Source organism: Apilactobacillus timberlakei (genome assembly GCF_002993965.1).
GTDB lineage: Bacteria > Bacillota > Bacilli > Lactobacillales > Lactobacillaceae > Apilactobacillus > Apilactobacillus timberlakei.
Window position 1 is genome coordinate 26,563 of record NZ_POST01000004.1, and the last position, 23,074, is coordinate 49,636.

At 30.6% G+C, this 23,074-nt stretch carries 26 protein-coding genes, 1 other RNA gene and 1 other annotated feature; of the genes, 23 read left to right on the plus strand and 4 right to left on the minus strand.

Going from position 1 to position 23,074, the window contains the following annotated elements; translation table 11 throughout:
* The first annotated feature begins 15 nt into the window (after positions 1-15).
* The 5 genes from rplK (at position 16) to mprF (ending at position 5,076) form a co-directional block, all read left to right on the plus strand.
* Complete coding sequence (rplK, locus tag C7N71_RS05455; protein ID WP_105988124.1) at positions 16-441, plus strand: 50S ribosomal protein L11; 426 nt, start codon at positions 16-18, stop codon at positions 439-441.
* Positions 442-540: 99 nt separating this feature from the next.
* Positions 541-1,236: a 50S ribosomal protein L1 gene (gene rplA / locus C7N71_RS05460; protein WP_105988125.1), complete on the plus strand. Its 696-nt coding sequence runs from the start codon at positions 541-543 to the stop codon at positions 1,234-1,236.
* A gap of 73 nt (positions 1,237-1,309) precedes the next feature.
* Positions 1,310-1,426, plus strand: a sequence feature (ribosomal protein L10 leader region).
* A 24-nt stretch (positions 1,427-1,450) separates the two neighbouring features.
* On the plus strand, positions 1,451-1,957 hold the full coding sequence (gene rplJ, locus C7N71_RS05465) for a 50S ribosomal protein L10 (protein ID WP_105988126.1): 507 nt from the start codon (positions 1,451-1,453) through the stop codon (positions 1,955-1,957).
* A gap of 44 nt (positions 1,958-2,001) precedes the next feature.
* Entirely contained in the window at positions 2,002-2,364 is a 363-nt protein-coding gene (rplL, locus tag C7N71_RS05470; RefSeq protein ID WP_105964959.1) for a 50S ribosomal protein L7/L12, read from the plus strand.
* Between the two features lie 117 nt (positions 2,365-2,481).
* A complete protein-coding gene (mprF, locus tag C7N71_RS05475; RefSeq protein ID WP_404799024.1) occupies positions 2,482-5,076 on the plus strand; it encodes a bifunctional lysylphosphatidylglycerol flippase/synthetase MprF in 2,595 nt (864 codons plus the stop codon).
* 109 nt (positions 5,077-5,185) lie between these two features.
* Here the strand turns inward: mprF and nrdF are convergent, their stop codons facing one another.
* The 3 genes from nrdF to C7N71_RS05490 all read right to left on the minus strand — a co-directional run bounded on the left by nrdF (position 5,186) and on the right by C7N71_RS05490 (position 8,675).
* Positions 5,186-6,154: a class 1b ribonucleoside-diphosphate reductase subunit beta gene (gene nrdF, locus C7N71_RS05480; RefSeq protein ID WP_105988128.1), complete on the minus strand. Its 969-nt coding sequence runs from the start codon at positions 6,152-6,154 to the stop codon at positions 5,186-5,188.
* 21 nt (positions 6,155-6,175) lie between these two features.
* Positions 6,176-8,341: a class 1b ribonucleoside-diphosphate reductase subunit alpha gene (gene nrdE, locus C7N71_RS05485; RefSeq protein ID WP_105988129.1), complete on the minus strand. Its 2,166-nt coding sequence runs from the start codon at positions 8,339-8,341 to the stop codon at positions 6,176-6,178.
* Between the two features lie 106 nt (positions 8,342-8,447).
* Complete coding sequence (locus tag C7N71_RS05490; RefSeq protein ID WP_105988130.1) at positions 8,448-8,675, minus strand: redoxin NrdH; 228 nt, start codon at positions 8,673-8,675, stop codon at positions 8,448-8,450.
* Positions 8,676-8,883: 208 nt separating this feature from the next.
* Here C7N71_RS05490 and C7N71_RS05495 point away from each other — a divergent pair, with 208 nt between their 5' ends.
* The 16 genes from C7N71_RS05495 to tsaD all read left to right on the plus strand — a co-directional run bounded on the left by C7N71_RS05495 (position 8,884) and on the right by tsaD (position 19,844).
* Positions 8,884-9,489, plus strand: coding sequence for a class I SAM-dependent methyltransferase (locus C7N71_RS05495; RefSeq protein ID WP_105988131.1), 606 nt, complete (start codon positions 8,884-8,886; stop codon positions 9,487-9,489).
* A gap of 6 nt (positions 9,490-9,495) precedes the next feature.
* Positions 9,496-9,984: a tRNA adenosine(34) deaminase TadA gene (gene tadA / locus C7N71_RS05500; protein WP_105988132.1), complete on the plus strand. Its 489-nt coding sequence runs from the start codon at positions 9,496-9,498 to the stop codon at positions 9,982-9,984.
* Positions 9,985-10,012: 28 nt separating this feature from the next.
* Positions 10,013-10,108: signal recognition particle sRNA small type (gene ffs, locus C7N71_RS05505), an RNA gene on the plus strand.
* A gap of 136 nt (positions 10,109-10,244) precedes the next feature.
* Positions 10,245-12,035 carry a DNA polymerase III subunit gamma/tau gene (dnaX, locus tag C7N71_RS05510; RefSeq protein WP_105988133.1) on the plus strand — a complete coding sequence of 597 codons (1,791 nt, stop codon included), beginning with the start codon at positions 10,245-10,247 and terminating at the stop codon, positions 12,033-12,035.
* A gap of 15 nt (positions 12,036-12,050) precedes the next feature.
* Positions 12,051-12,362, plus strand: coding sequence for a YbaB/EbfC family nucleoid-associated protein (locus C7N71_RS05515; RefSeq protein WP_105957047.1), 312 nt, complete (start codon positions 12,051-12,053; stop codon positions 12,360-12,362).
* A gap of 20 nt (positions 12,363-12,382) precedes the next feature.
* The gene (gene recR, locus C7N71_RS05520) at positions 12,383-12,982 is read left to right on the plus strand and encodes a recombination mediator RecR (protein WP_105964951.1); all 600 of its coding nucleotides are present in this window, start codon (positions 12,383-12,385) and stop codon (positions 12,980-12,982) included.
* 11 nt (positions 12,983-12,993) lie between these two features.
* A complete protein-coding gene (locus tag C7N71_RS05525) occupies positions 12,994-13,242 on the plus strand; it encodes a YaaL family protein (protein WP_105988134.1) in 249 nt (82 codons plus the stop codon).
* 109 nt (positions 13,243-13,351) lie between these two features.
* Positions 13,352-13,993 carry a dTMP kinase gene (tmk, locus tag C7N71_RS05530; RefSeq protein WP_105988135.1) on the plus strand — a complete coding sequence of 214 codons (642 nt, stop codon included), beginning with the start codon at positions 13,352-13,354 and terminating at the stop codon, positions 13,991-13,993.
* A 25-nt stretch (positions 13,994-14,018) separates the two neighbouring features.
* Complete coding sequence (locus tag C7N71_RS05535) at positions 14,019-14,345, plus strand: cyclic-di-AMP receptor (protein WP_105957051.1); 327 nt, start codon at positions 14,019-14,021, stop codon at positions 14,343-14,345.
* 13 nt (positions 14,346-14,358) lie between these two features.
* Positions 14,359-15,366 (plus strand): DNA polymerase III subunit delta', encoded by a 1,008-nt coding sequence (holB, locus tag C7N71_RS05540; protein ID WP_105988136.1) that lies wholly within the window; start codon positions 14,359-14,361, stop codon positions 15,364-15,366.
* A 28-nt stretch (positions 15,367-15,394) separates the two neighbouring features.
* Complete coding sequence (locus tag C7N71_RS05545) at positions 15,395-15,730, plus strand: DNA replication initiation control protein YabA (protein ID WP_105964947.1); 336 nt, start codon at positions 15,395-15,397, stop codon at positions 15,728-15,730.
* Between the two features lie 11 nt (positions 15,731-15,741).
* A complete protein-coding gene (gene rsmI, locus C7N71_RS05550; RefSeq protein ID WP_105988137.1) occupies positions 15,742-16,626 on the plus strand; it encodes a 16S rRNA (cytidine(1402)-2'-O)-methyltransferase in 885 nt (294 codons plus the stop codon).
* Positions 16,627-16,635: 9 nt separating this feature from the next.
* Positions 16,636-17,385: an acyl-[acyl-carrier-protein] thioesterase gene (locus C7N71_RS05555; protein WP_105988138.1), complete on the plus strand. Its 750-nt coding sequence runs from the start codon at positions 16,636-16,638 to the stop codon at positions 17,383-17,385.
* Positions 17,386-17,491: 106 nt separating this feature from the next.
* On the plus strand, positions 17,492-18,217 hold the full coding sequence (gene tsaB / locus C7N71_RS05560; protein ID WP_105988139.1) for a tRNA (adenosine(37)-N6)-threonylcarbamoyltransferase complex dimerization subunit type 1 TsaB: 726 nt from the start codon (positions 17,492-17,494) through the stop codon (positions 18,215-18,217).
* Entirely contained in the window at positions 18,198-18,797 is a 600-nt protein-coding gene (rimI, locus tag C7N71_RS05565; RefSeq protein WP_105988140.1) for a ribosomal protein S18-alanine N-acetyltransferase, read from the plus strand. The genes tsaB and rimI overlap by 20 nt, the downstream gene beginning before the upstream one ends.
* A gap of 39 nt (positions 18,798-18,836) precedes the next feature.
* The gene (gene tsaD, locus C7N71_RS05570; protein WP_105988293.1) at positions 18,837-19,844 is read left to right on the plus strand and encodes a tRNA (adenosine(37)-N6)-threonylcarbamoyltransferase complex transferase subunit TsaD; all 1,008 of its coding nucleotides are present in this window, start codon (positions 18,837-18,839) and stop codon (positions 19,842-19,844) included.
* 36 nt (positions 19,845-19,880) lie between these two features.
* On the opposite strand, the gene C7N71_RS05575 is transcribed toward tsaD, so the two are convergent.
* Positions 19,881-21,818, minus strand: coding sequence for an ABC transporter ATP-binding protein (locus tag C7N71_RS05575; protein WP_225361889.1), 1,938 nt, complete (start codon positions 21,816-21,818; stop codon positions 19,881-19,883).
* Between the two features lie 168 nt (positions 21,819-21,986).
* Here C7N71_RS05575 and C7N71_RS05580 point away from each other — a divergent pair, with 168 nt between their 5' ends.
* Positions 21,987-22,616, plus strand: coding sequence for a redox-sensing transcriptional repressor Rex (locus C7N71_RS05580; RefSeq protein WP_105964943.1), 630 nt, complete (start codon positions 21,987-21,989; stop codon positions 22,614-22,616).
* Between the two features lie 166 nt (positions 22,617-22,782).
* On the plus strand, positions 22,783-23,067 hold the full coding sequence (gene groES / locus C7N71_RS05585) for a co-chaperone GroES (RefSeq protein ID WP_105988141.1): 285 nt from the start codon (positions 22,783-22,785) through the stop codon (positions 23,065-23,067).
* Positions 23,068-23,074 lie beyond the last annotated feature (7 nt).

The following is a 23,074-nucleotide window of genomic DNA, read 5'->3' on the forward strand; positions in this document are numbered from 1 at the left end:
AAGGAGGTATGTCTCGTGGCTAAAAAAGTAGCTAACGTAGTTAAATTACAAATTCCTGCGGGTAAAGCAACACCTGCTCCTCCAGTTGGACCTGCATTGGGTCAAGCTGGAATCAACATTATGGGATTCACTAAGGAATTCAATGCACGTACTGCTGATCAAGCAGGCATGTTAATTCCTGTTGTTATTTCTGTATATGAAGATCGTTCATTTGATTTCATTACTAAAACTCCACCTGCTTCAGTATTATTGAAAAAGGCTGCTGGTGTTGAACATGGTTCTGGTGAACCAAATTCTAACAAGGTTGCTAGTGTAACTAGTGACCAAATTAAGGAAATCGCCGAAACTAAGATGAAAGATCTAAACGCAGCTGATGTTGAAGCCGCAATGCGTATGATCGAAGGTACTGCTCGTAGTATGGGATTCACTGTTGAAGGTTAATTTCATATTCAACATGTAAGTACCATAACACCTGACTAATTCAGATGTTATGTGGGAGGTTTATCCGTTACAACCACAATTGCAAGGAGGAAAACACAGATGGCTCAAAATAGAAGAGGTAAAAAGTATCAAGATGCTTTAGAACAAGTAGATCGTAATAAATCTTACTCAGTTGAAGAAGCAGTTGAACTTGTTAAAAAAATTGATTTTGCTAAATTTGACGCAACTGTTGAAGTTGTATTTAATTTAGACGTTGACACAAAACAAGCAGATCAACAATTACGTGGTGCTGTTGTCTTACCAAACGGTACAGGTAAAGACCAAAAAGTTGTTGTATTTGCTAAGGGTGACAAGGCTAAAGAAGCTGAAGAAGCTGGCGCAGATGTTGTTGGTGAGGCTGATTTAGCTGAAAAAATCCAAAATGGTTGGTTAGACTTTGATGTTGCTATTGCAACACCAGACATGATGGCTCAAGTTGGTCGTTTAGGACGTGTTCTTGGACCAAAAGGTTTAATGCCTAACCCTAAGACTGGTACAGTTACTATGGACGTTAAGAAAGCTGTTTCTGATTCAAAATCAGGTAAAGTTACTTACCGTACTGACCGTGATGGTAATGTTGCAGTTATTATTGGTAAGTCATCATTTGATGCTGAAAAATTAGTTGGTAACTTCAAGACAATTGAAGATTTAATTGTTAAGAATCGTCCAGCTTCTGTAAAAGGTTCATACATTACTAACTTATCAATTTCAACTACATTTGGCCCTGGTGTCAAAGTTGATCTTGACTCATTCTAAAGTTAAGTAATTAATTTGGAATTTAAAAATCCCTATTGACCATATTTTGATTATGTGGTAAATTATTATTGCTAATTAAATATGACTTCTACCTAAGACTTGGGTGGTATTTAATACCTTAATATCCTGACGAGGACTTTAAAACGGTTTCTCTATGTCTGGGTAGGCATGGGGATTTTTTATTAAATCCCAAAAAAATTTGGGAGGTGAAATAATGCCAAAGAAAGCAGTTATTGATGCTAAAGCTAAACGAGTAGAAGCTGTTACTGAAAAATTTAACAATGCTACTTCTGCTATCATTATTAACTATCGTGGATTAAACGTTGAAGAAGTTACTGATTTACGTAAACAATTACGTGATTCAAACGTTGCTTTCAATGTTATTAAGAACAACATCGCTGTTCGTGCTTCTAAAGAAGCCGGATACGAAGAATTAGGTGATTTATTTAAGGGACCTACAGCCGTAGCATTCTCTGATGAAGATCCTATTGCTCCAGCTAAAATTTTAAAGAATTTTGCTGATAATACTGATGCTGTTGAACTTAAAGGTGGAGTTCTTGAAAATAAGGTTGCTAGTCTTGACGAAATTGAAGAATTTGCTTCACTACCAAGTCGAGAAGAATCTATTTCTACTCTTGCCAACATCTTACAAGCACCTGTTCGTAAATTTGCTATTGCAGTTAAAGCAGTTGCCGAAAAAGATGATGGAGACGCAGCTTAGTTTCTAAATAAAAATTATAACTATCCAAATTGGAGGAAAATAAAATGGCTTTTGATAAAGACAATATTATTGAACAAATTAAAGAAGCTTCAATCACAGACCTAAACGACTTAGTTAAGGCAATTGAAGAAGAATTCGACGTTACAGCAGCTGCTGCTGCACCAGCTGCAGGTGCTGCTGATGGTGGTGCTGCTAAAGATTCATTCGACGTTGAACTAACTGAACCAGGTAACCAAAAGGTTAAGGCTATCAAGGTAGTTCGTGAAATTACTGGTAAGGGTCTAAAAGACTCAAAAGACCTAGTTGATGGTGCTCCTTCAGTAATTAAAGAAGGCGCTAAAGAAGACGAAGCTAACGACATCAAGTCAAAACTTGAAGAAGTTGGCGCAAGTGTTACTCTTAAGTAATAACTTTCTTTTAAAAAGACGTACAACATTTGTTGTGCGTCTTTTTTGTTAAAACTTGTTAACTTGTTTATAAATTGAGATAATAATATTAATAATATTATTATGGGGGAAATATATTTGAAAACTTTTTTTCGAAGATGTGCTGATTGGGTAAATCGACACATGACAATAGTCAAAGTACTATTCGTTATATTTGTTTTAGGTGTTGTTATTCATGTTGGAATTTCTGAAGGATCAGAAATTAGTGGACATAAGATGGCACAAAGTTTTGCTACACAAACACCAATGTCGCTATTTATAATGATGATATTAGGGTTTATTGCAGTCTTACCAATGTTAATTTATGATTTTACAATTGTTAATTTTTTACCAGGAAAATTTAAGAAAACATATATTGCTAAAACCGGTTGGATTACCAATACACTTACTAATATTGCTGGATTTGGTGGTGTTTTGGGTGCAAGTTTAAGAGCTAATTTTTATAGTAAAAACGCTACCAAAAAACAAATTCTATACGCCATTTCTAAAATAGTTATATTTTTATTGGCAGGTCTTTCAACCTATTGTTGGATAGCTTTAATAATGATGTTTTCTTTTGGCTTTGGCACTAATTCTTTTGATTGGTGGTGGTGGATAGTATTAATCTTAGGTGGTTTATACTTTCCATTATTACTTTTAATCACTAGAAAAACAAATTTGGAATACTTTAAAGATTTAAATCTAAAATTAGAATTAAGATTAGTTATCGGTTCATTATTAGAATGGTTTGGTTGTGCATCTTTCTTTATGATTATTGGATTGTTTATGCATCAATCTATTAATATTATGGCAGTCTTCCCTGTATTCATTGTTGCCAATGTAATTGGAGTTGCTTCTTTAATACCGGGAGGAATAGGTAGCTTTGATAGTACAATGATGGCTGGATTATTGTTTTTAGGAGTTTCTCCTAGTAGTGCAGTAGTTTGGCTATTATTATACAGAGCATTTTATTATATTTTACCGGTTGCTTTAGGGATTATTTTCTTTATCGTAGATTTGTTGCAAAGGTTCAATGAATTTTTGGATGATATTCCTAAAGTCATTTTACAAAGAATTGCACATATATTTATAACTATTTTTATGTATTTTTCTGGAATAATGATGTTGTTAGTAGCAGTTATTCCTAATTTAGTTTTAGTAAATAAATTTTATTTATCTTTGGAACCTTATACATTTTACTTTTTAGATCAATTAACAACCATTATCGTATCCTTCTTGTTAATTGGTTTTGCTAGAGGTTTTGGATCTAAAGTCAAAAAAGCCTTTTGGCCTACGACCATTTTATTAGCTATTTCTATTGGAAATACTCTTTGGAAAGAAGATTTTCCTACTAATATGGTAATTTTATCATTACTATTAGTATTTGCACTATGGTTAAGTTATGGTGTCTTATATCGGGAAAAATTTACTTACTCATGGGGACATATCATAATAGATTTTGTCATTTTTGGTCTTGCTTTTATCTTCTATGGTTTAATTGGTTTATTTACTAATTTTCAATTTACTAAATTTCCATTTCATTTTGCCAATTCGTATCTATTTCCATCACCTCAGGTTTGGTTTGCTGGATTCTTAGGATTAATTTTGGCTTGTTTGATTCTAATTTTGACTTATCGGTACTTATCTTATACTAAAACTCAATGGTTAGATCAACCCTTTGATTCTAATCGGGTATTTAATGTGATTAAAGTGTATGGAGGCAATGAAGTTAGCCATTTGGCATATGTTAGAGATAAGGATATTTATTTTTATCAAGAAGATGGTAATGATCAGTTATTCTTTATGTATAAGCGTCGTGCAAATAAAATTATCATTATGGGAGAACCTATTGGTAATATGGATAAATTAGACGATGCAGTTGATCAATTTATAAATGACAGTGATAATTTAGGATATTCATTAGTATTTTATGAAATTGGTGAAGAACTAACGATGTTGTTACATGAAAAAGGTTTTAGTTTTACTAAAGCTGGTGAAGAAGGGCATGTTGTACTAAAAGACTTCTCTATTTCAGGTAAAAAGCATCGTGGTGAAAGAGCTTTAATGAACAAATTTGATCGTGACGAATATAAATTTGAAATTATTCAACCACCATTTTCAAATGAGTTTATTAAAGAATTAAAAGTAGTATCTGATCAATGGTTAAAAGGAAATCCTGAGAAGGGTTTTTCATTAGGTTATTTTGATAAATATTATTTAAGCCAGGCACCGATTGCTATTATGAAAGATAAAAATAATAAAATTGTTGCTTTTGCTAATATCATGCCAACTGGTGATCATGAAATGACATCAATTGATTTAATGAGATCAAGTAATGATGCACCTTCAGGTATAATGGATGGTATTTTCATTAACTTATTTAATCACGTTAAAGATCAAGGATATAAATCTTTTAATTTAGGAATGGCTCCATTATCTAATGTTGGGGAATCTAAATATAGTTTTATTGATGAAAAAATTTCTAATTTGATTTATAAATATGGAACTGCTTTCTATAGTTTCCAAGGCCTTCGTTCTTATAAAGAAAAATATGTACAAGAGTGGGCACCTAAATATATTTCTTATCGTCGAGGTAATTCATTAGTATTTACAATGCTTCAATTACTTATATTAGTAAATGAACATATTGATACCAATAAGAGGCCAAGCTTCTTTAAGAAATATTTTAAATAATATAAATTAAATGCTCTAAATGATTTAATAGATCATTTAGAGCATTTTTTTGTTACAAAAAAATGATGTATTCAGTTTAATCTGAATACATCATTTTAATTTAATTATTTTAATGCTTAGGGTACCAAATCTTATAATCGTCTTTCTTCATTGCTTCAACTTTACCTAAACGATAACCATTACCAACTTGTGAGAAGAAGTCATGATTAGCAGTTGAAGTTGAAATTCCGTTCATAACAATTGGGTCAACATCTTCACTATTATCAGGGAACAATGGATCTTGACCTAAATTCATTAATGCTTTATTAGCATTATAACGAATGAAAGCTAATACATCATCAGTCCAGCCAACTTGATCATATAACAAGTGAGTGTATTTTTCTTCATTTTCATATAAATCATATAAGAAGTTATACATCCAATCTTTTAGATCTTGTTGTTCATTTTTGCCTAATTTGTTAAAACCAATTTGGAATTTGTATCCGATATAAGTTCCATGAACAGATTCATCACGAAGAATTAATTTAATAATTTCAGCAACGTTAGGTAGTTTATTATGACCTAGATACCATAATGGTGTATAGAATCCAGAATAGAATAAGAATGTTTCTAGAAATACACTAGAGATTTTTTTCTTTAGTGGATTACCATCATCATGGTATAAATTATAGATTTTCTTGGCTTTATTTTGTAAGAATTCTTCAGAGTCACTCCAGTCAAAAATTTCATTAATTTCTTCAGGAGTATTCAAAGTTGAAAAAATTGAAGAATAACTTTTAGCATGAACTGATTCCATAAATTGAATATTATTTAAAACAGCAGTTTCATGAGGAGTTACAATATCCTTTCTAAGAGCTGCCATTCCATCTTGCGATTGAAGGGTATCCAACAAAGTTAAACCACCAAATACGTGTCCAACTAACCATTTGTGGTCATCATCTAAAGTACGCCAATCAGCTAAATCATTTGATAAAGGAATACGGGTATCTAACCAAAATTGTTCAGTTAATTTTTCCCAAGTTGCTTTATCAATTTGATCACTAACAGCATTCCAATTGATTGCTTTATAATTATCCATCTTACTTAGCTCCTTACTTAATTAGATTGAGCAACTTTCACACTCATTAACACCAACTTCTTGGTTATCATCTGTGTATGTTCTTACATAATACAATGATTTTATGCCCATTGCATGTGCATAATTTCTTAAAATATTTAAATCACGAGTTGTCATCTTATCAGTACGTCCATCTTTCCATTCATATAGTCCTTCAGGAATAGTTGAACGCATAAATAGAGTAAGACTTAAACTTTGATCGACATGTTCTTGTGCAGCTGCGTAAATATTGATTACTTTACGCATATCAATATCATATGCTGATTTGTAATATTTTAATGTTTCATTAGATAAGTATGGAGCAGGGTAATAGATTTTACCAGTCTTGGATTCATATCTTTCTTCAACTTTACTAATAATAGGATGAAGACTAGCTGTTGAATCATTAATATATGAAATGGAACCATTAGGAGCAACTGCTAATCTGTTTTGATGATAGATACCATCTTTCATAACAGCTTGCTTTAATTCATTCCAATCATCTTCATTTGGAACAAATATATTTTTAAAGATAGATTTAATTTTATCTGATTTGGGACCCCAATATTTATTAGTGTATTTATCGAAATATGATCCGTCAGCATATTTACTATTTTCAAAATTACTGAAAGTTTCTTTTCTTTCTCTAGCAATTTTATTAGAAGCCACTAAAGTCCAATAGTTAAGTAACATAAAGTAAACATCAGTAAATTCAACAGATTCATCTGAACCATATTCAATTTGATTTTTAGCTAAGAAACTGTGTAGTCCCATACCACCTAGACCAATACTATGTGATAATTCATTTCCGCGTTGAATAGAAGGTACAACATCAATATCTGAATGATCAGTTACAAATGTTAACGCTCTGACCATCGAATTAACTGATTTACCAAAATCTGGACTATCCATTAAGTTAACAATATTTGTTGATCCTAAATTACATGAAACATCGGTACCTTTTTCAATATAATCTTGTTTATTATCAACAGTTGATGGTTGTTGTACTTGCATAATTTCTGAACATAAATTACTCATCACAATTTTTCCATCGATTGGATTAGCGCGGTTAGCAGTATCAATATTCATGATGTAAGGGTAACCTGATTCTTGTTGTAATTTACTAATTTCAGTTTCAATATCACGAGCTTCGACTTTTGTCTTTTTGATTTCATTATTTGCGACCATATTGTCGTATTCTTTTGTAATATCAACATATGAGAAGGGTTCACCATATATTCTTTCCACATCATATGGACTAAATAGATACATATCTTCATCATTTTTAGCCAATTCATAAAATTTATCTGGGACTGTAATTCCTAATGATAAAGTCTTAACACGAATTTTTTCATCAGCATTTTCTTTCTTAGCAGATAAGAAAGAAATAATATCGGGATGAAATACACTTAGATAAACAGCACCAGCACCTTGTCTTTGTCCTAATTGATTAGAATATGAAAAACTATCTTCTAATAGTTTCATAACAGGTACTACACCAGAAGCAGCGCCTTCAATATGTTTAATCGGATCACCAGCAGCACGTAGATTTGAAAGATTAATTCCAACACCACCACCAATTCTAGACAATTGTAGGGCAGAATTAATAGTTCTTCCTATTGTGTTCATGTTATCAGTAGGTTGAATTAAGAAACATGATACAAATTCACCACGACGTTTTCTACCAGCATTTAAAAATGAAGGAGTGGCTGGTTGGTATCTTTGATGAACAATTTCATTTGCTAAATCTAAAGCTAATTCTTCATTTCCATCAGCAAATAGAAGTGCATTCATTGCTACACGATCAATAAATTGTTCAAGATAATATTCACCATCATTAGTTTTTAAAGCATATTGAGCGTAAAATTTATATGCAGCCATAAAAGATTTAAAGTGGAAGTTTTGTTCTTTTAAGTATTGATATAATTTTTCCATAAATTTGAAATCATATTTATCTACGAAATTTTTTTCAATATATTGATTTTTAATTAAATAATCAAAACGTTCTTTTAATGAAGAAAAACTTTTTAAGTTGGGCTCTACATTTTCTTTAATAAAAGCATCTAAAGCTTCTTTATCTTTATTCAATTGGATCTTACCATCTTTAGGGATGTTAATTTCGTTATTTAAATCATAATAAGTAACATCTTTTAGGTCCTTTAATGACATTTACAACCACTCTTTCATAATTTTTTGATTATTAGATAAAATATGGCGAGACCATTAGCGGTTTCGCCAAAAATTAGATTTTATAATATAATGTATTTATTAACAACTATGCTAATTGGCTTAATTGGTCTGGTCTAAACCCTGAAATAGCATTCATACCTTCAGCTTCAACTACAGGTAATGACATAAATCCCTTTTCTTTTAGGTAATCAACATATTCTGGTTGTTCATTTATATTTCTTTCAATAAATTCAATATTGTGTTCTCCTAAAAAACGTTTAGTCATTTTGCATTGCATACAGTTATTTTTTGAATATACAGTAACTTTTTCCATGATATAATGATCCTTTCTAGTTGTTAATTTATTTTTTTATTTCCGTCCATCGGATTAATTTATATATAAATTCTACACCAGAAAATTAAAAAATCAAACATAAAAACACCATATTTAGTATTGGAAGATTTCTAAACATACCAAGTATAGTGCTTTGTTGATTTTAAAAAATTTTATAAATATTTTTTTAGAAGTGAGTGATATAAAAATGAACGAGTACTATTATACACCTAACCCAGATGTTGTCCATGAACTCCACACATGGAAATATGAATTGTTGGGGAATGATTTGAAATTTACTACCGATAACGGTGTTTTTTCAAAAAAAACAGTTGATTATGGATCATCAACCTTAGTTAAAAATATAAATATAGATAAAATACCAGCTGGTAATATCCTAGATTTAGGTTGTGGATATGGACCTATGGGGATTGCGTTAGCTAAAAATTATCCAAATCGTATTTTTGAAATGGTAGATGTGAATAATTTAGCTTTATCTTTAGCTAAAAAAAATGCCGAACAAAATTCAGTTAAAAATGTTAAAATTCATAATTCAAATATTTATGAAGATGTCAAAGACAGATTTGCTGCTATTTTAACTAATCCTCCTGTTAGAGCTGGTAAAAATATAGTAAATGGAATGATTTCAGGAGCTTTAGATTACTTGTTACCAAATGGGACACTAACTGTTGTCCTTCAAAAAAAGCAAGGAGCACCTTCTGCAAAAAAATTAATGAGTTCATTATTTGGCAATTGTAAGATCATTCGTAAAGATAAGGGATATTATATTTTAGAAAGTACTTTTAAAGGTTAATTGATTATGAATGAATATTTTATGCAAGAGGCTTTATACGAAGCTAAAAAAGCTAGCTTGATTAATGAGGTCCCAATAGGAGCAATTGTTGTTAAAGACAATAAAATTATTGGACGTGGTCATAACTTAAGGGAACACAGCAATAATGCTCTTGATCATGCTGAAATTATTGCAATTGATGAGGCTTGTCGTTATTTAAACAGTTGGCGATTAGAAAATTGTGATTTATATGTAACAATTGAACCATGTTTAATGTGTGCAGGAGCGATAATAAATTCCAGAATTAAAAATTTATATTATGGAGCGCCTGATTATAAAGCCGGAGTATCTGAAAGTTTATATCATATATTTAATGATCAAAGATTTAATCATCATGTGAATGTAGAAAAAGGTATTTTAGCTAATCAAGCTAGTTATGAAATGAAAACTTTTTTTAAGAAAGCTAGAAAGCGTAAAAAGTTATTAAAAAAATTAAACAATAGTCTTGATAAATAATAATAAATCAGTTAGTATTATTTATGTCGAAAGACCTTGAAGCAAAGTTGTGTTTACGAACCGTGTCAGATCCGAGAGGAAGCAGCACTAAGTATTCTACGCTTGTGCTTCTTGTTTTTTATGTAATTAAACTCTTAGTCAATTGATGGCTAAGAGCTTTTTTTTACTCCAAATAATTTTTAAGTTATGTATGCAATAGCATAATTACTTAATAGCATATATAATGTAATTAATATTTAACATTTGAAAGGGAGTTTTTCATGAGCTATCAAGCTTTATACCGTGTTTGGCGTCCGCAACGTTTTGATGATGTAATTGGTCAGGATGTTATTACTACTACTTTAAAAAATGCAATCATTACTAATCAATTAAGTCACGCTTATTTATTTGCGGGACCTCGTGGAACTGGAAAAACTTCTGCTGCTAAAATTTTAGCTAAAGCTATTAATTGTCCCAATAAACAAAATGGTGAGCCATGCAATGAATGTGATATTTGTAAAAGCATTACGAATGGGACCTTAAACGATGTAATTGAAATTGATGCGGCCTCAAATAATGGGGTTGAAGAGATTAGAGAAGTACGTGATAAGGCTAAATATGCACCAACAGAAGCTGAATATAAAGTTTATATTATCGATGAAGTTCATATGTTATCAACAGGTGCTTTCAATGCTTTACTGAAAACATTAGAAGAACCACCTGCACATGTTATCTTTATTTTAGCTACAACTGAACCACAAAAGATTCCAGCTACCATTATTTCAAGAGTTCAAAGATTTGATTTTAGAAGGATTACTTCTAAAGATATTTTGGATAGAATGGAATTTATTTTAAAACAAAAAAATATGGACTATGATGATAATGCTTTAAAGGTAATCGCTAAGTCAGCTGAGGGTGGTATGCGTGATGCTTTAAGTATTTTAGACCAGGTTTTATCATTTGGCTCTGATCATGTAACTTATGAAAATGCATTACAGGTTACTGGCAGTGTGACTAAAACAGTCATGACTAAATATTTGTATTGTGTTATTCAACATGATGTCAAATCAGCATTAATGAATGTTCAAGACATTTTAAAAGAGGGAAAAGATGCTAGCAGATTTATCGAAGACTTAATCAACTATTGTCAAGATATTCTATTGTATCAACAATCTCCTGAAATGGTTGAATCCGCTGAGTTAGGAATTATTGATGATGATTTTAAAAGTTTAGCTAAACAAATTAATGATCAAGTAATCTATAAAATGATTAACCAGTTAAATGACGTTCAATCCCAAATGCGTTATACAATGCACCCTGATGTATATTTAGATGTTTTGACTGTTAAGCTATCTAGTAATTATGACATTAAAAATGAATCTAATGATGATAATGCAGAATTAAAACAACAAATTCAACATTTAAATGAGCAAGTTTCTTCATTGAATGATCAAATTAATCAATTAAATAGTGGAAAAATTAAGCAACCAACAATTGAGCAACAAACGGTACCTAAGCAAAGAACTGAAAAAATTAATAAAACTAAAGTAAAAACTTCTAATAAGGGAGAAAGAGTCAACTTAAGTAAAGTTTATCCAGTGTTGGATAATGCTACTCGTGAAAACTTAAATAATTTGCAAAATATTTGGGACGAATTATTGCAATCGTTGGACGTTACTCAACGTGCTATGATGCATGTTTCTAAGCCAGTTGCTGCAAGTAGCAATGGTGTAATTGTTTCTTTTGAATATCCTTTCTTATTCCAAAAAGCTAATTCAGACACTGAACTTAGTGATGCATTGGAAAATGGAATGGATCGTATTTTAGGTTATGTTCCTAAAATTGTATTTGTGCCAAGTGATAGATGGCCAGAAATTAGAAAAGATTATTTAGTTAATCGAAAAAATAATCACAAAGAATCCGAAAATAATAATGATTCAGAACATTCTACTATTGAAAAAAATGAAGAAAAACATGATAATAATGTTGAGAACAATCCAGATGATTCAGAGATTGTGAAAAAAGCCAAAGATATGTTTGGTGATGGTATTATCAATTTAAAAAATGATTAAGGAGATATAAGACTTATGATGAATGGTATGAACATGGGAAAGATGATGAAACAAGTTAAACAAATGCAAAAACAGATGGGTGCTGAACAAGAACAAATTAATAGTAAAGAATTTACTGGTAAAGCTCCCGAAGATATGGTTAAAGTAGTTTTTTCTGGTGATCGCAAGATGAAAGACATGCAAATTAAGCCAGAAGCTATTGACCCAGACGATCCAGATATGATGTCCGATTTAGTAATTAGTGCAGTTAATGATGCACTATCACAAATTGATAAAGAAACTCAAGATTCATTAGGTAAGTACACTAAGGGAATTCCTGGGATGTAATTTTATAAAGAAGGTATATTATGCAATATCCTGAACCAGTTGCCAAGCTAATCGATAGTTTTATGCGCTTACCTGGAATTGGGCATAAAACAGCAATCAGATTAGCTTATTTTGTAGTAGATATGAATGCTGATGATGTTTCCAAGTTTTCATCTGCTTTGAAAGAAACTAAAGATAAATTAAGATATTGTTCTATATGTGGAAATTTAACTGAAGAAGATCCATGTGTTATTTGTAAGGATAAAAGTCGTGACCAAAATATTGTATTGGTTGTAGAACAACCTAAAGATATTATGGTTATGGAGAAAATGAAAAGTTATCATGGCTTATACCATGTACTTGGTGGAGTTCTTTCTCCAATTGAAGGTACTGGGCCAGAAGATTTGAATATTAAATCTTTAATTAAACGATTACAGACTAATTCCAATATTAAAGAAGTAATCATTGCAACCAACGCTACACCTGAGGGTGAAGCTACAGCTATGTATCTTTCCAGGTTAATCAAGCCAGCTGGAATTAAAGTTACTAGATTAGCACATGGACTGTCAGTTGGCAGTGATATTGAGTATGCTGATGAAATGACTTTATCTAGAGCGGTTTCTGGTAGAACTGAAATATAGAGGTGTTAAAAATGTTAGGTTTTAGAAAAAATTTTAAAAATGTGGGTGCACAATATGATGAATTTCTATTAGATTCTATTGATCGAGCAAAAGACAAATGGGATAAGGCTCAGGAAACTGAAAGAGCAGTTTCAGAAATTGATGAAGAAATTATCGCTCAAACTCAATTATCTAAAGCCAAGTATTTATTTTTATACCGAGAAGCAAGAGAACGTAATGTTCATAACAATAGAATTCAATCTTCAGTAATAGATTACTAAATAAAAAAGTGTTAAAGTCTTTTTCAGATTTTGACACTTTTTTTCATTTGTTGAAAAGTAAAAATTAAAGTACAATTGTTACATAAATAAAAAAAGTGAGTGAATTAATATGGCAGGTAAATTTGTTACTTTTGAGGGCCCTGATGGTGCAGGTAAAACGACTGTACTAAATAAATTATTAGATAATTTACAACTTAAATTGGGATCTAAATTGGTTACCAGTCGTGAACCCGGTGGTAATCACATTGCTGAAAGTATCAGAAATGTGATTTTAGATCGTGAAAATACTAAAATGGACTCTAGAACTGAAGCATTATTATATGCAGCATCTAGAAGACAAAATATTATTCAAACAATTAAACCTGCTTTGAATGAAAATAAGCTAGTAATATGTGATCGTTTTTTAGATAGTTCAATTGCTTATCAAGGTGGCGGCCGTAAAATTGGGGAAAAATTAGTTTATTATATGAATCAATTTGCTACTGAAGGATTCTTACCTGACTTAACAATTTATTTTGATATTCCAGTTGAAATTGGGCTAAAAAGAATTGCCAAAAATCGCAATGCTAATGATATTGATCGATTGGATGTTGAGACAGTTGATTTTCATAAACGTGTTCATAAAGCTTATCAAGACATTGTTTATGATAATCCTAATCGGGTGAAAGTTGTTGATGCTACTAAGCCAATAGCGGATGTTTACAGTGATGTTTTAAGTATTATGAAAAAGTATGTTAATGAATTTATGTAACAATAATTTTAAGGAGTGAATTATAATGAAATTATTAATTGTAATTATTCAAAATAAAGATGCTAATAAACTTCAATCTCAATTCGTAAAAAATAATATTCAACAAACTAAGTTATCAACCACTGGTGGTTTTTTAAAGTCTGGTAATACTACTTTTATGATTGGAATCAAAGATGAAAGAGTACAAGAAGTTTTGGATTTGATTAAGAAAGTTTCTAGAAAGCGTGAACAATATATGACTCCTCCAGTTAATTTAGATGGTGGAGTATCTGATGCTTCTTACCCCGTTAAAATTGAAGTTGGTGGATCTATTGTTATGGAAATGCCAATGGATAATCTTTATCATTTCTAATTGAGGTAATTTAATGAATGAAAACAACGTAATTAATGAAGTAACTATTAAACAACCTCATCTATCTGAAAACTTTATTAAAGTTATTGCAAGAAATGAATTATCTCATTCATATCTATTTAATGGTGAATCTGGAGTTGGAAAGTTAGCTCTTGCTTTGTTTGTTACGATGGGAATCTTTTGTCCCAATCGTAAAAATGGCTATCCTTGTGGACAATGTAATGAATGTCGGCGTATTACTGAACAGCAACATCCAGACGTTGTTATTATAAAACCAGATGGTCAAAGTATAAAAGTTGATCAGGTTAGATATTTAAAAGACGAATTTTCTAAAAGTGGTCTTGAAGGAAACAAAAAGGTATTCATTATTCAAGATGCAGAAAAAATGACTAGTGGAGCTGCTAATAGTCTTTTGAAATTTATTGAAGAACCTGGCAATAATATTTTTTCGTTTCTATTAACTACTAATATGAATTTGATTTTACCTACAATTATTTCTAGAACTCAAGTTATTGAATTACAACATTTGGATACTGATTCTTTTGAAGAAAAGTTAAGTAAGATGGGTATTCTCAAAAGCCAATTGCATTTAGTTAATAAATTAACCAATAGTACTGAAATGGTAAAAGTTTGGCAAGAGGATGATTGGCTAAGTAAAATGCAAAATTCAATTGGAAATTGGTTTGATTTAATCGTAAATAATGATGCAGAAGCATTTGTCACCATTCAGTCTAATTTTATGCCATTAGTAATCGACAAAGATCATAGAGCACCGGTCATTAATATGATGATTGCTATTTTTGAAGATGTATTAAATTATAAATATTTAAAATTTGGTCAATTTAGTTTTCCAAATAACGAAAAAAATATAGAATCACTTGCTAATAAAATTTCATCTAAAACATTAGTTCAAATTTTAGAAATCATTTTAGGGTGTAATAAACAATTATCAATTAATGTTAGTTTTCAAAATATATTAGAATCGATAACACTAAAGGTTATGAATATTTTAAACCAATAATTAATTTAAAAAATGGAGTGGATTTTAATTGGATAAACGTGAATTATATGATGGATTCAAAAATATGGAAGCACAAACTCAATTAATGCTAACTAAATTTTCTGAATTAAGAGAGGGTTTAGCTGAAGTGTTAGAAGAAAATGCTGAATTAAAGATTGAAAATCAACATCTCCATGAATTTATAGAAGAACAAAAAATTGATGATAAAAACGTTGAAAGCATTAAAGAACCACGCTTATCTAAATCACGTAAGAATTTAGAAAAGCTTTACAATGAAGGCTTTCATGTATGTAATCAATTTTATGGAACTCATCGTGAAGACAATGAAAGTTGTATCTTCTGCAATGAAATTTTAAATAGATAGTTTTATGGAGGATTAAATTGAATATTCAACATAGTTTTACTGGAAACAATGATAAGGGTAAACTTTATTTAGTTCCAACACCAATTGGGAACTTGGATGATATGACATTTAGGGCGATTAAGATATTGAAATCAGTTGATATTATTGCAGCTGAAAATCCTAGTCATACACAACAGTTATTAAATCATTTTGAAATTGAAAGCAAAAAAATTAGCTTTAGAGAAGATAACAAAGAACGTCGTATTCCTGAATTAATTGAAAAACTAAATTCTGGTATTTCAATTGCTCAAGTTAGTGATGCAGGAATGCCATCAATTAGTGATCCAGGACATGAATTAGTTTCTGCTTGTGTGGAAAATGATATTAGTGTTGTATCATTGCCTGGTGCTAATGCTGGAATTACTGCATTAATAGCTTCTGGATTAAATCCACAACCATTTTATTTTTATGGATTTTTAAAACGAAAATATAGTGACCAAATTAGTGAATTAGAAAATTTAAATAATCATAAAGAGTCGTTAATAATTTATGAAGCACCCCATCGTTTGCTTAAAACGCTAAAGAATATTAAAAAGGTTATGGGTGTTGATAGAAAAGTAGTTCTTTGCCGTGAACTAACTAAAAAATTTGAAGAATTTACTCGTGGAAGTATTGAAGAATTAATTGAGTGGGCAAGTAATAATCAAATACGTGGTGAATTTGTTATTATTATTGATGGCAATAATAATCCTGATAATGTTGAAGAAGATGCTTTATCAGGATTATCTATTTCTGAACAAGTTGACCATTTTATTAATCAGGATATGAAACCTAATGCTGCAATTAAAAAAGTTGCTAAAATCCACGAAGTTAGAAAGCAAGAAGTTTATAACATATATCATGAAATTAAGAATTGAGGTTTAACTATGGAGCCTACAGAATATAGTGAAAAACATCGAGTTACTTATTATGAAGCTGATTTTACTAAAAGAATGACTTTAGCAATGATGTTAGACGTTATTATATTAGCTTCTGAAGATCACAGTGATTATCTTGGAGTTGGTGCTGACTTCGTTAGAGAATTCGGTGTTACTTGGATTGTTATTCAATACAATGTTGATATTAATCGTATGCCGACTGTGGATGAAGAAATAACCGTAACTACCAAATCCAAATCATATAATAAATATTTTGCTTATCGTGAATTCAAAATTAAAGATGAAAATGGTGATCTTTTAGTTCACATGACAGGACTATGGGCAGTCATGAATTATGAAGCTAGAAGAATTTCCTCAATTCCTAGTGAGATAGTTACTCCATTTGGTGCTGAAAAGGTAAATAGAGTGCCAAAATTAATGAAACCACTTAAAGTGGACTTAGATAATTCTAATCATCGTCGATTTAGTGTTAGATATACTGATATTGATTCAAATAAACATGTCAATAATGCTCATTATATGGACTGGATGATTAATGTATTACCTTCAGAGTTTTTAACTACCCATTCACCTGTTCATTTTGACTTAAGATATGAAAATGAAGTTAAGTATGGTACTGATATTGAAAGCCATTACAATATGGAAAAGTTAGAAAGTGGTAATATTTTAACTAAACATGAAATTATGAGTGGGGATAAGCACTGCACAGTTGCCGATATCATTTGGCAAAATAACTGATTAAATTAATAGACGTTTTCATTTTTTTATGGAGATGTCTATTTTTTTTGTTATAATTTAGTTTGTAATTTTAAAATAATATAAAATCAAGGGGATCGAAGATTAAATGAAAGTATTGGCTTTGGACACATCTAATCGACCATTAACGGTTGCTATTTTAGACGATGATCGTGTTTTAGCAACAGAATCAACGACAGTTCATCAAAAACACGCTGAATATTTATTACCAATTATTGACGAATTGTTTCAAAAAGTTGGAATGAAACCTAAAGATTTACAGAGAGTGGTTGTTGCTAATGGCCCTGGTTCTTATACGGGAATTCGTATTGCAACAGCAACTGCTAAAACTTTAGCATATACTTTAGATATTGATTTAGTAAGCGTTTCTAGTTTGTTGACTTTAGCTCTTAATGTACAACTAGAAGGTAGCTTAGTTATGCCAATCTTCGATGCCAGAAATAACAATGTTTTTACAGGACTATATAAAATTGAAAATGGGATGCCTAAAGCAATTATTAATGATCAACATACTGATTTTGATAAGTGGTTATCACTAGTTGGGAGTGTTGATTCCAATATTTATGCGATTGGGGAGACCGCAAACTTTTTAGATAAACTTAGCAAAAATTATGGTGATAATCTCAAATTGTTAGATCAATTTGCTAATTTACCTCAAGCAGCTAAATTAGGTACTTACGGGCAAAAACAAACTCCAATTAAAGATATCCATAGTTTTGTACCTAATTACTTACGATTGACTAAAGCAGAAGCAGATTGGAAGAAAAATAATCCTGAGGAAGAAGAAACATCATATGTTGAAAAATTTGATTAATTGGTATCGAAAAACTTTTCTTAACACTAACAAATCCTTTAAAAGGGAATGCTTAAAAGTTAAAAATCATAATGTTGAGATCAATGATCATAAATATTATGTTGCAAAAGCAATGATTACAGATATTCCTGATATCATGAAAGTAGAAAAATCAGTTTATAATGGAGCAACGCCATGGACAGCAGATGTATTTGAGACAGAATTACGTCGACGTGATGATCGATTTTATTTATTAGTAAGATATCGCGATCAACTTGTTGCTTTTATTGGTAGTTCCTTGAATGATAAAGAAAAAGATTGTCATATATCTAATGTTGCTGTTTTATCTGAATTTCAAGATCGTGGATTAGGTTACTTTTTAATCGCTAAGGTTATCCAAAAAGCACGTCAATTAGAATATGAAACGGTTTCTTTAGAAGTACGTCTAAGTAATGTTAGAGCGCAAAGATTATATTCTGATTTGGGATTTAAAAAAAACGGTTTAAAGAAAAATTATTATGACGATGACAATGAAGACGCATTGGATATGGTTTTAGACTTAAATTTGTATGAAACCATTCCTAATAATTTTGGAATTTAATAAAGAAATGAAGGTATTTTTTTGAAACCACATATAGTAATGTCTTTTGAATCTAGTTGTGATGAAACTAGTGTGGCTATTATTGAAGATGGCCATAAAATTTTATCAAATATTGTTGCTACACAAATAAAAAGTCATCAACGTTTTGGCGGAGTGGTACCAGAAGTTGCTAGTCGTCATCATATTGAAGAAATTACTATTTGTGTTGATGATGCAATGAGAGAAGCAAATGTAACTTATGATGATATTGATGCAATTGCAGTTACTTATGGTCCTGGATTAGTAGGAGCCTTATTAATTGGTGTTACTGCTGCTAAAACAATTGCTTGGGCTCATGATATTCCATTGATCCCAGTCAATCATATTGCTGGTCATATTTTAGCTGGTCGTTATGTAGAAAAGATTGAATATCCGGCATTAGCGTTAGTTGTTTCTGGTGGACATACAGAATTAGTTTTAATGCCTGAAGAAGGCGAATTTAAAATTATTGGTGAAACAAGGGATGACGCCGCTGGTGAAGCTTATGATAAGGTTGGTCGAGTTTTAGGCATTAATTATCCTGCTGGACCTAAAGTGGATGAAATGGCATCAAAGGGTAAAGATACTTTTGATTTTCCACGTGCTATGGAAAAAGATGATAATTTTGACTTTAGTTTTAGTGGATTAAAAAGCGCATTTTTAAATACAACGCATCATGCTGATCAAATAAAAGAAAAATTAAATAAGGATGATTTAGCAACTAGTTTTCAAGATGCAGTTGTTGATGTATTAGTATATAAAACTAAGCGAGCATTAGCGAAATATCCGGTTCATCAACTGATATTAGCAGGTGGAGTGGCTGCTAATCATGGACTAAGATCTGCTTTAGATAAAGCAATTAATGATGTTTCAAACACCCAATTGGTAAAAGTGCCATTAAAATTATGTGGTGATAATGCTGCGATGATTGGTGCAGCAGGTTATGTTTTAGCTAAAAAGAATATTTTTGCAGGTGTTAACTTAAACGCAGATCCTAGCTTGGACTTCGATTTATTAGAAGATAAATAAAAAAGGCATTATCGTAAATTCGATAAATGCCTTTTTTTATTCAATCTTAAGACTATATTCTTCCCATTTATTTTCTTTTTCTGTAATTTGTTTATTGATACCATCTAATTTTGTTTGTAAATCATTTAATTTATCGATATTTTGTAAATTTTCTGGTTTAACCATTGATTGCTCAAGCTCTATTTTGTTTTGATTTAAATTATCTAAATCAGTTTCTACCTTTTCGATGATTCTTTTAATTTTACGCTCTTTTTTTTGTTGATTTTTGTTGATTATGAATTGTTTTTGATTATCCGATTGAACATTATTTTCTTCATTATTATCTTCTTTTGCTTCTTCACGCTGTTTAATTGCTAATTGTTCTTCTTTTTTCTCAAAATAATAATCATAGTTACCTAAATATTCTTCAGAACCACTGTTTGTTAGTTCAATAATTGAAGTTGCAATTTTATTAATAAAGTAACGGTCATGAGAAACAAATAGAATAGTACCATCGAATAAATTCAAAGCATTTTCTAAAACTTCTCGGCTATCAATATCGAGATGATTAGTAGGTTCATCCAAAATAAGAAAATTATCGTGGTGCATTGCTAGTTTAGTTAATAACAAGCGAGCCTTTTCTCCACCAGAAAGGGTACTTACAACTTTATCAACATCATTACCTGAAAATAAAAAGCTGCCTAAAATTGATCTAATATGTTGTTCAGTTTGGGTAGGGTATTCGTCCCATATTTCGTCTAAAATAGTTTTTTTGTAATGTAATTTTTCTTGATGCTGATCATAATAACCAATTTGTACACCAGTACCAATATTAATTTTTCCAGTTATTTTTGGTATTTGCTTAATTATAGTTTTCAATAAAGTAGATTTTCCAACACCGTTAGGTCCAATTAGTGCAACTGCTTGGTGCTTTTTAATATCTAAATTTATATTATTACTTATTTTTTGATTATTATATCCAATTGTAAGATCATTAACTTTTAAAACTACATTTCCACTTTGCTTGTAAGGTGAAAATGAAAATTTAGCAGCTTTTTCTTCATTTTCAGGGGCATCGATACGATCCATTTTTTCTAATTGTTTACGACGAGCTTGTGCTCGTTTGGTTGTAGATGCTCTTACAATATTTTTCTTAACAAAATCTTCCATTTTATGAATTTTCTTTTGTTGTTTTTCAAAATTTTTCAGTTGAATTTGATAATTTTCCTGTTTTTGTTTGACGAAAGAAGAATAATCACCTTTATATGCATCCAAATGTCCATGATTTAAATCATAAACTTCGTTTACAATTTTATCCATAAAATAGCGATCATGTGAAATGATTAGTAATGCTCCTGGATATCCTTTAATATAATTTTCTAACCAAGATATAGTTTTAACGTCAATGTGATTAGTTGGTTCATCGAGAATTAACAAGTCTCTTTTTTCTAATAATAATTTAGCCATAGCTAATTGAGTTTGTTGACCACCAGATAATTCATTGATCTTTTTATTATATGAATCTTTTTTAAAACCAAATCCTGCAAGTACTGACCTAATCTCTGCTTCATATCCAAAGCCGTTTTTGGCTAAAAAGGTTGCTTGTAATTTATCATATACTTTACTAATTTCTGCTAGCTTTTCAGGGCTATCAATGACTTTAGAATCAGCCATTTTTTGTTCATATTCGTGTATTTTTTTTTCTAGTTCACGTAGTTCTTTAAAAACAGATTCCATTTCTTCTATAATAGTTCTTTTTGACTTTAATCCAGTATTTTGGGCCAAATATCCAATCGTTAAGCCATTTTTAGTTGTAATGTTTCCTTCATCAATTGATTCTTTACCTAAAATCATTTTTACTAATGTTGATTTACCAGCACCGTTACGACCAACTAAGCCAACTTTACCATTTTCTGGAATGCTCATATTTACATTTGTGAAAAGATCTTCTCCACCAAAACGTTTTGTTAACTTATTAGCTTGTAAAATAATCAAACTATTCACCTCCTGTAAGTGATTATAAATATAACAATACTAGTCATTTTAGCACATAACGTATATATTATTAAAATTATACAACTATAAAAGATTGAAAAGCATTTCACAATCAATGCTTTTGTGTTAAAATTATAGTTCGTTATGTGTAAAACTCAAGAGGAGGCAATGGACATGAAAATTCCTAGGGCAACAGCAAAAAGATTGCCTATGTATTATCGATATCTTAGTGGATTGCATGGTGCGAAAGTTAAGCGTATTTCTTCAAGCACTTTTGCCGATGCAGTTCAAGTTGATTCAGCAACAATTAGAAGAGATCTTTCTTATTTCGGTGCCCTTGGTAAACGTGGCTATGGATACGATGTTGATGACTTGTTAGATTTCTTTAAAAAGATTTTAAATCAAGATCATTTAACAAATGCAGCTTTGGTAGGACTAGGTAACTTAGGCCAAGCATTATTGCATTTTAATTTTCACAAAGATAGTAATGTAAGAATTTCTGCAGCCTTTGATATTCATGATAATATGATTAATACTGTTCAAAGTGGTGTACCTGTTTATGATGTTAATGATCTTGAAAAACAATTAAGTGAACAACAAATTGAAGTTGTTATTTTAACAGTTCCAACAGGAGTGGCTCAAAAAATTTGTGATCAAGCAATTGCTGGTGGAGCTAAGGGAATTATGAATTTTACTTCTAAAAGATTGTCAGCTCCTAAAAATGTCAGAGTACAAAACGTAGATTTAACAAATGAATTACAAACACTTATTTACTTTATTGAACATTATGATAACTAAAACTCAACACTAACTTCTAAGTACTTTCAGAAATTATGAAGGTACTTTTTTATTAAGCATCTTTCTTGCATTTAATCATAAAACATAATATATTAATAATTGTAATTAGCACTCTTTTATATTAAGTGCTAACGATTATTAAATGTTAATTGGAGGGATAGTAACAATGTTAAAACCATTAGGTGATCGTGTTGTTATTGAAACACAAAATGAAGAAGAAAAAACGGTTGGTGGCATTGTTTTAGCGAATAATGCTAAAGAAAAACCACAAACTGGAAAAGTTATTGCTGTTGGATCTGGACGTATTCTAGATAGTGGCAAAACATTAGAACCATCTGTTAAAGCTGGAGATAAAGTACTGTTTGATAAATATGCCGGAACTTCAGTTGACTATAATGATGAATCTTACTTAATTTTGCATGATAAGGACATTGTTGCGATTATTGATTAATAAAAAA

Bases quoted from the DNA above. Each gene is read 5' to 3' on its own strand.
- rplA (WP_105988125.1), top strand. From the start codon at position 541: ATGGCTCAAAATAGAAGAGGTAAAAAGTATCAAGATGCTTTAGAACAA.
- rplJ (WP_105988126.1), top strand. From the start codon at position 1,451: ATGCCAAAGAAAGCAGTTATTGATGCTAAAGCTAAACGAGTAGAAGCT.
- rplL (WP_105964959.1), top strand. From the start codon at position 2,002: ATGGCTTTTGATAAAGACAATATTATTGAACAAATTAAAGAAGCTTCA.
- nrdF (WP_105988128.1), bottom strand. From the start codon at position 6,154: ATGGATAATTATAAAGCAATCAATTGGAATGCTGTTAGTGATCAAATT.
- nrdE (WP_105988129.1), bottom strand. From the start codon at position 8,341: ATGTCATTAAAGGACCTAAAAGATGTTACTTATTATGATTTAAATAAC.
- C7N71_RS05490 (WP_105988130.1), bottom strand. From the start codon at position 8,675: ATGGAAAAAGTTACTGTATATTCAAAAAATAACTGTATGCAATGCAAA.
- C7N71_RS05495 (WP_105988131.1), top strand. From the start codon at position 8,884: ATGAACGAGTACTATTATACACCTAACCCAGATGTTGTCCATGAACTC.
- tadA (WP_105988132.1), top strand. From the start codon at position 9,496: ATGAATGAATATTTTATGCAAGAGGCTTTATACGAAGCTAAAAAAGCT.
- dnaX (WP_105988133.1), top strand. From the start codon at position 10,245: ATGAGCTATCAAGCTTTATACCGTGTTTGGCGTCCGCAACGTTTTGAT.
- C7N71_RS05515 (WP_105957047.1), top strand. From the start codon at position 12,051: ATGATGAATGGTATGAACATGGGAAAGATGATGAAACAAGTTAAACAA.
- recR (WP_105964951.1), top strand. From the start codon at position 12,383: ATGCAATATCCTGAACCAGTTGCCAAGCTAATCGATAGTTTTATGCGC.
- C7N71_RS05525 (WP_105988134.1), top strand. From the start codon at position 12,994: ATGTTAGGTTTTAGAAAAAATTTTAAAAATGTGGGTGCACAATATGAT.
- tmk (WP_105988135.1), top strand. From the start codon at position 13,352: ATGGCAGGTAAATTTGTTACTTTTGAGGGCCCTGATGGTGCAGGTAAA.
- C7N71_RS05535 (WP_105957051.1), top strand. From the start codon at position 14,019: ATGAAATTATTAATTGTAATTATTCAAAATAAAGATGCTAATAAACTT.
- holB (WP_105988136.1), top strand. From the start codon at position 14,359: ATGAATGAAAACAACGTAATTAATGAAGTAACTATTAAACAACCTCAT.
- C7N71_RS05555 (WP_105988138.1), top strand. From the start codon at position 16,636: ATGGAGCCTACAGAATATAGTGAAAAACATCGAGTTACTTATTATGAA.
- tsaB (WP_105988139.1), top strand. From the start codon at position 17,492: ATGAAAGTATTGGCTTTGGACACATCTAATCGACCATTAACGGTTGCT.
- rimI (WP_105988140.1), top strand. From the start codon at position 18,198: ATGTTGAAAAATTTGATTAATTGGTATCGAAAAACTTTTCTTAACACT.
- tsaD (WP_105988293.1), top strand. From the start codon at position 18,837: ATGTCTTTTGAATCTAGTTGTGATGAAACTAGTGTGGCTATTATTGAA.
- C7N71_RS05580 (WP_105964943.1), top strand. From the start codon at position 21,987: ATGGACATGAAAATTCCTAGGGCAACAGCAAAAAGATTGCCTATGTAT.
- groES (WP_105988141.1), top strand. From the start codon at position 22,783: ATGTTAAAACCATTAGGTGATCGTGTTGTTATTGAAACACAAAATGAA.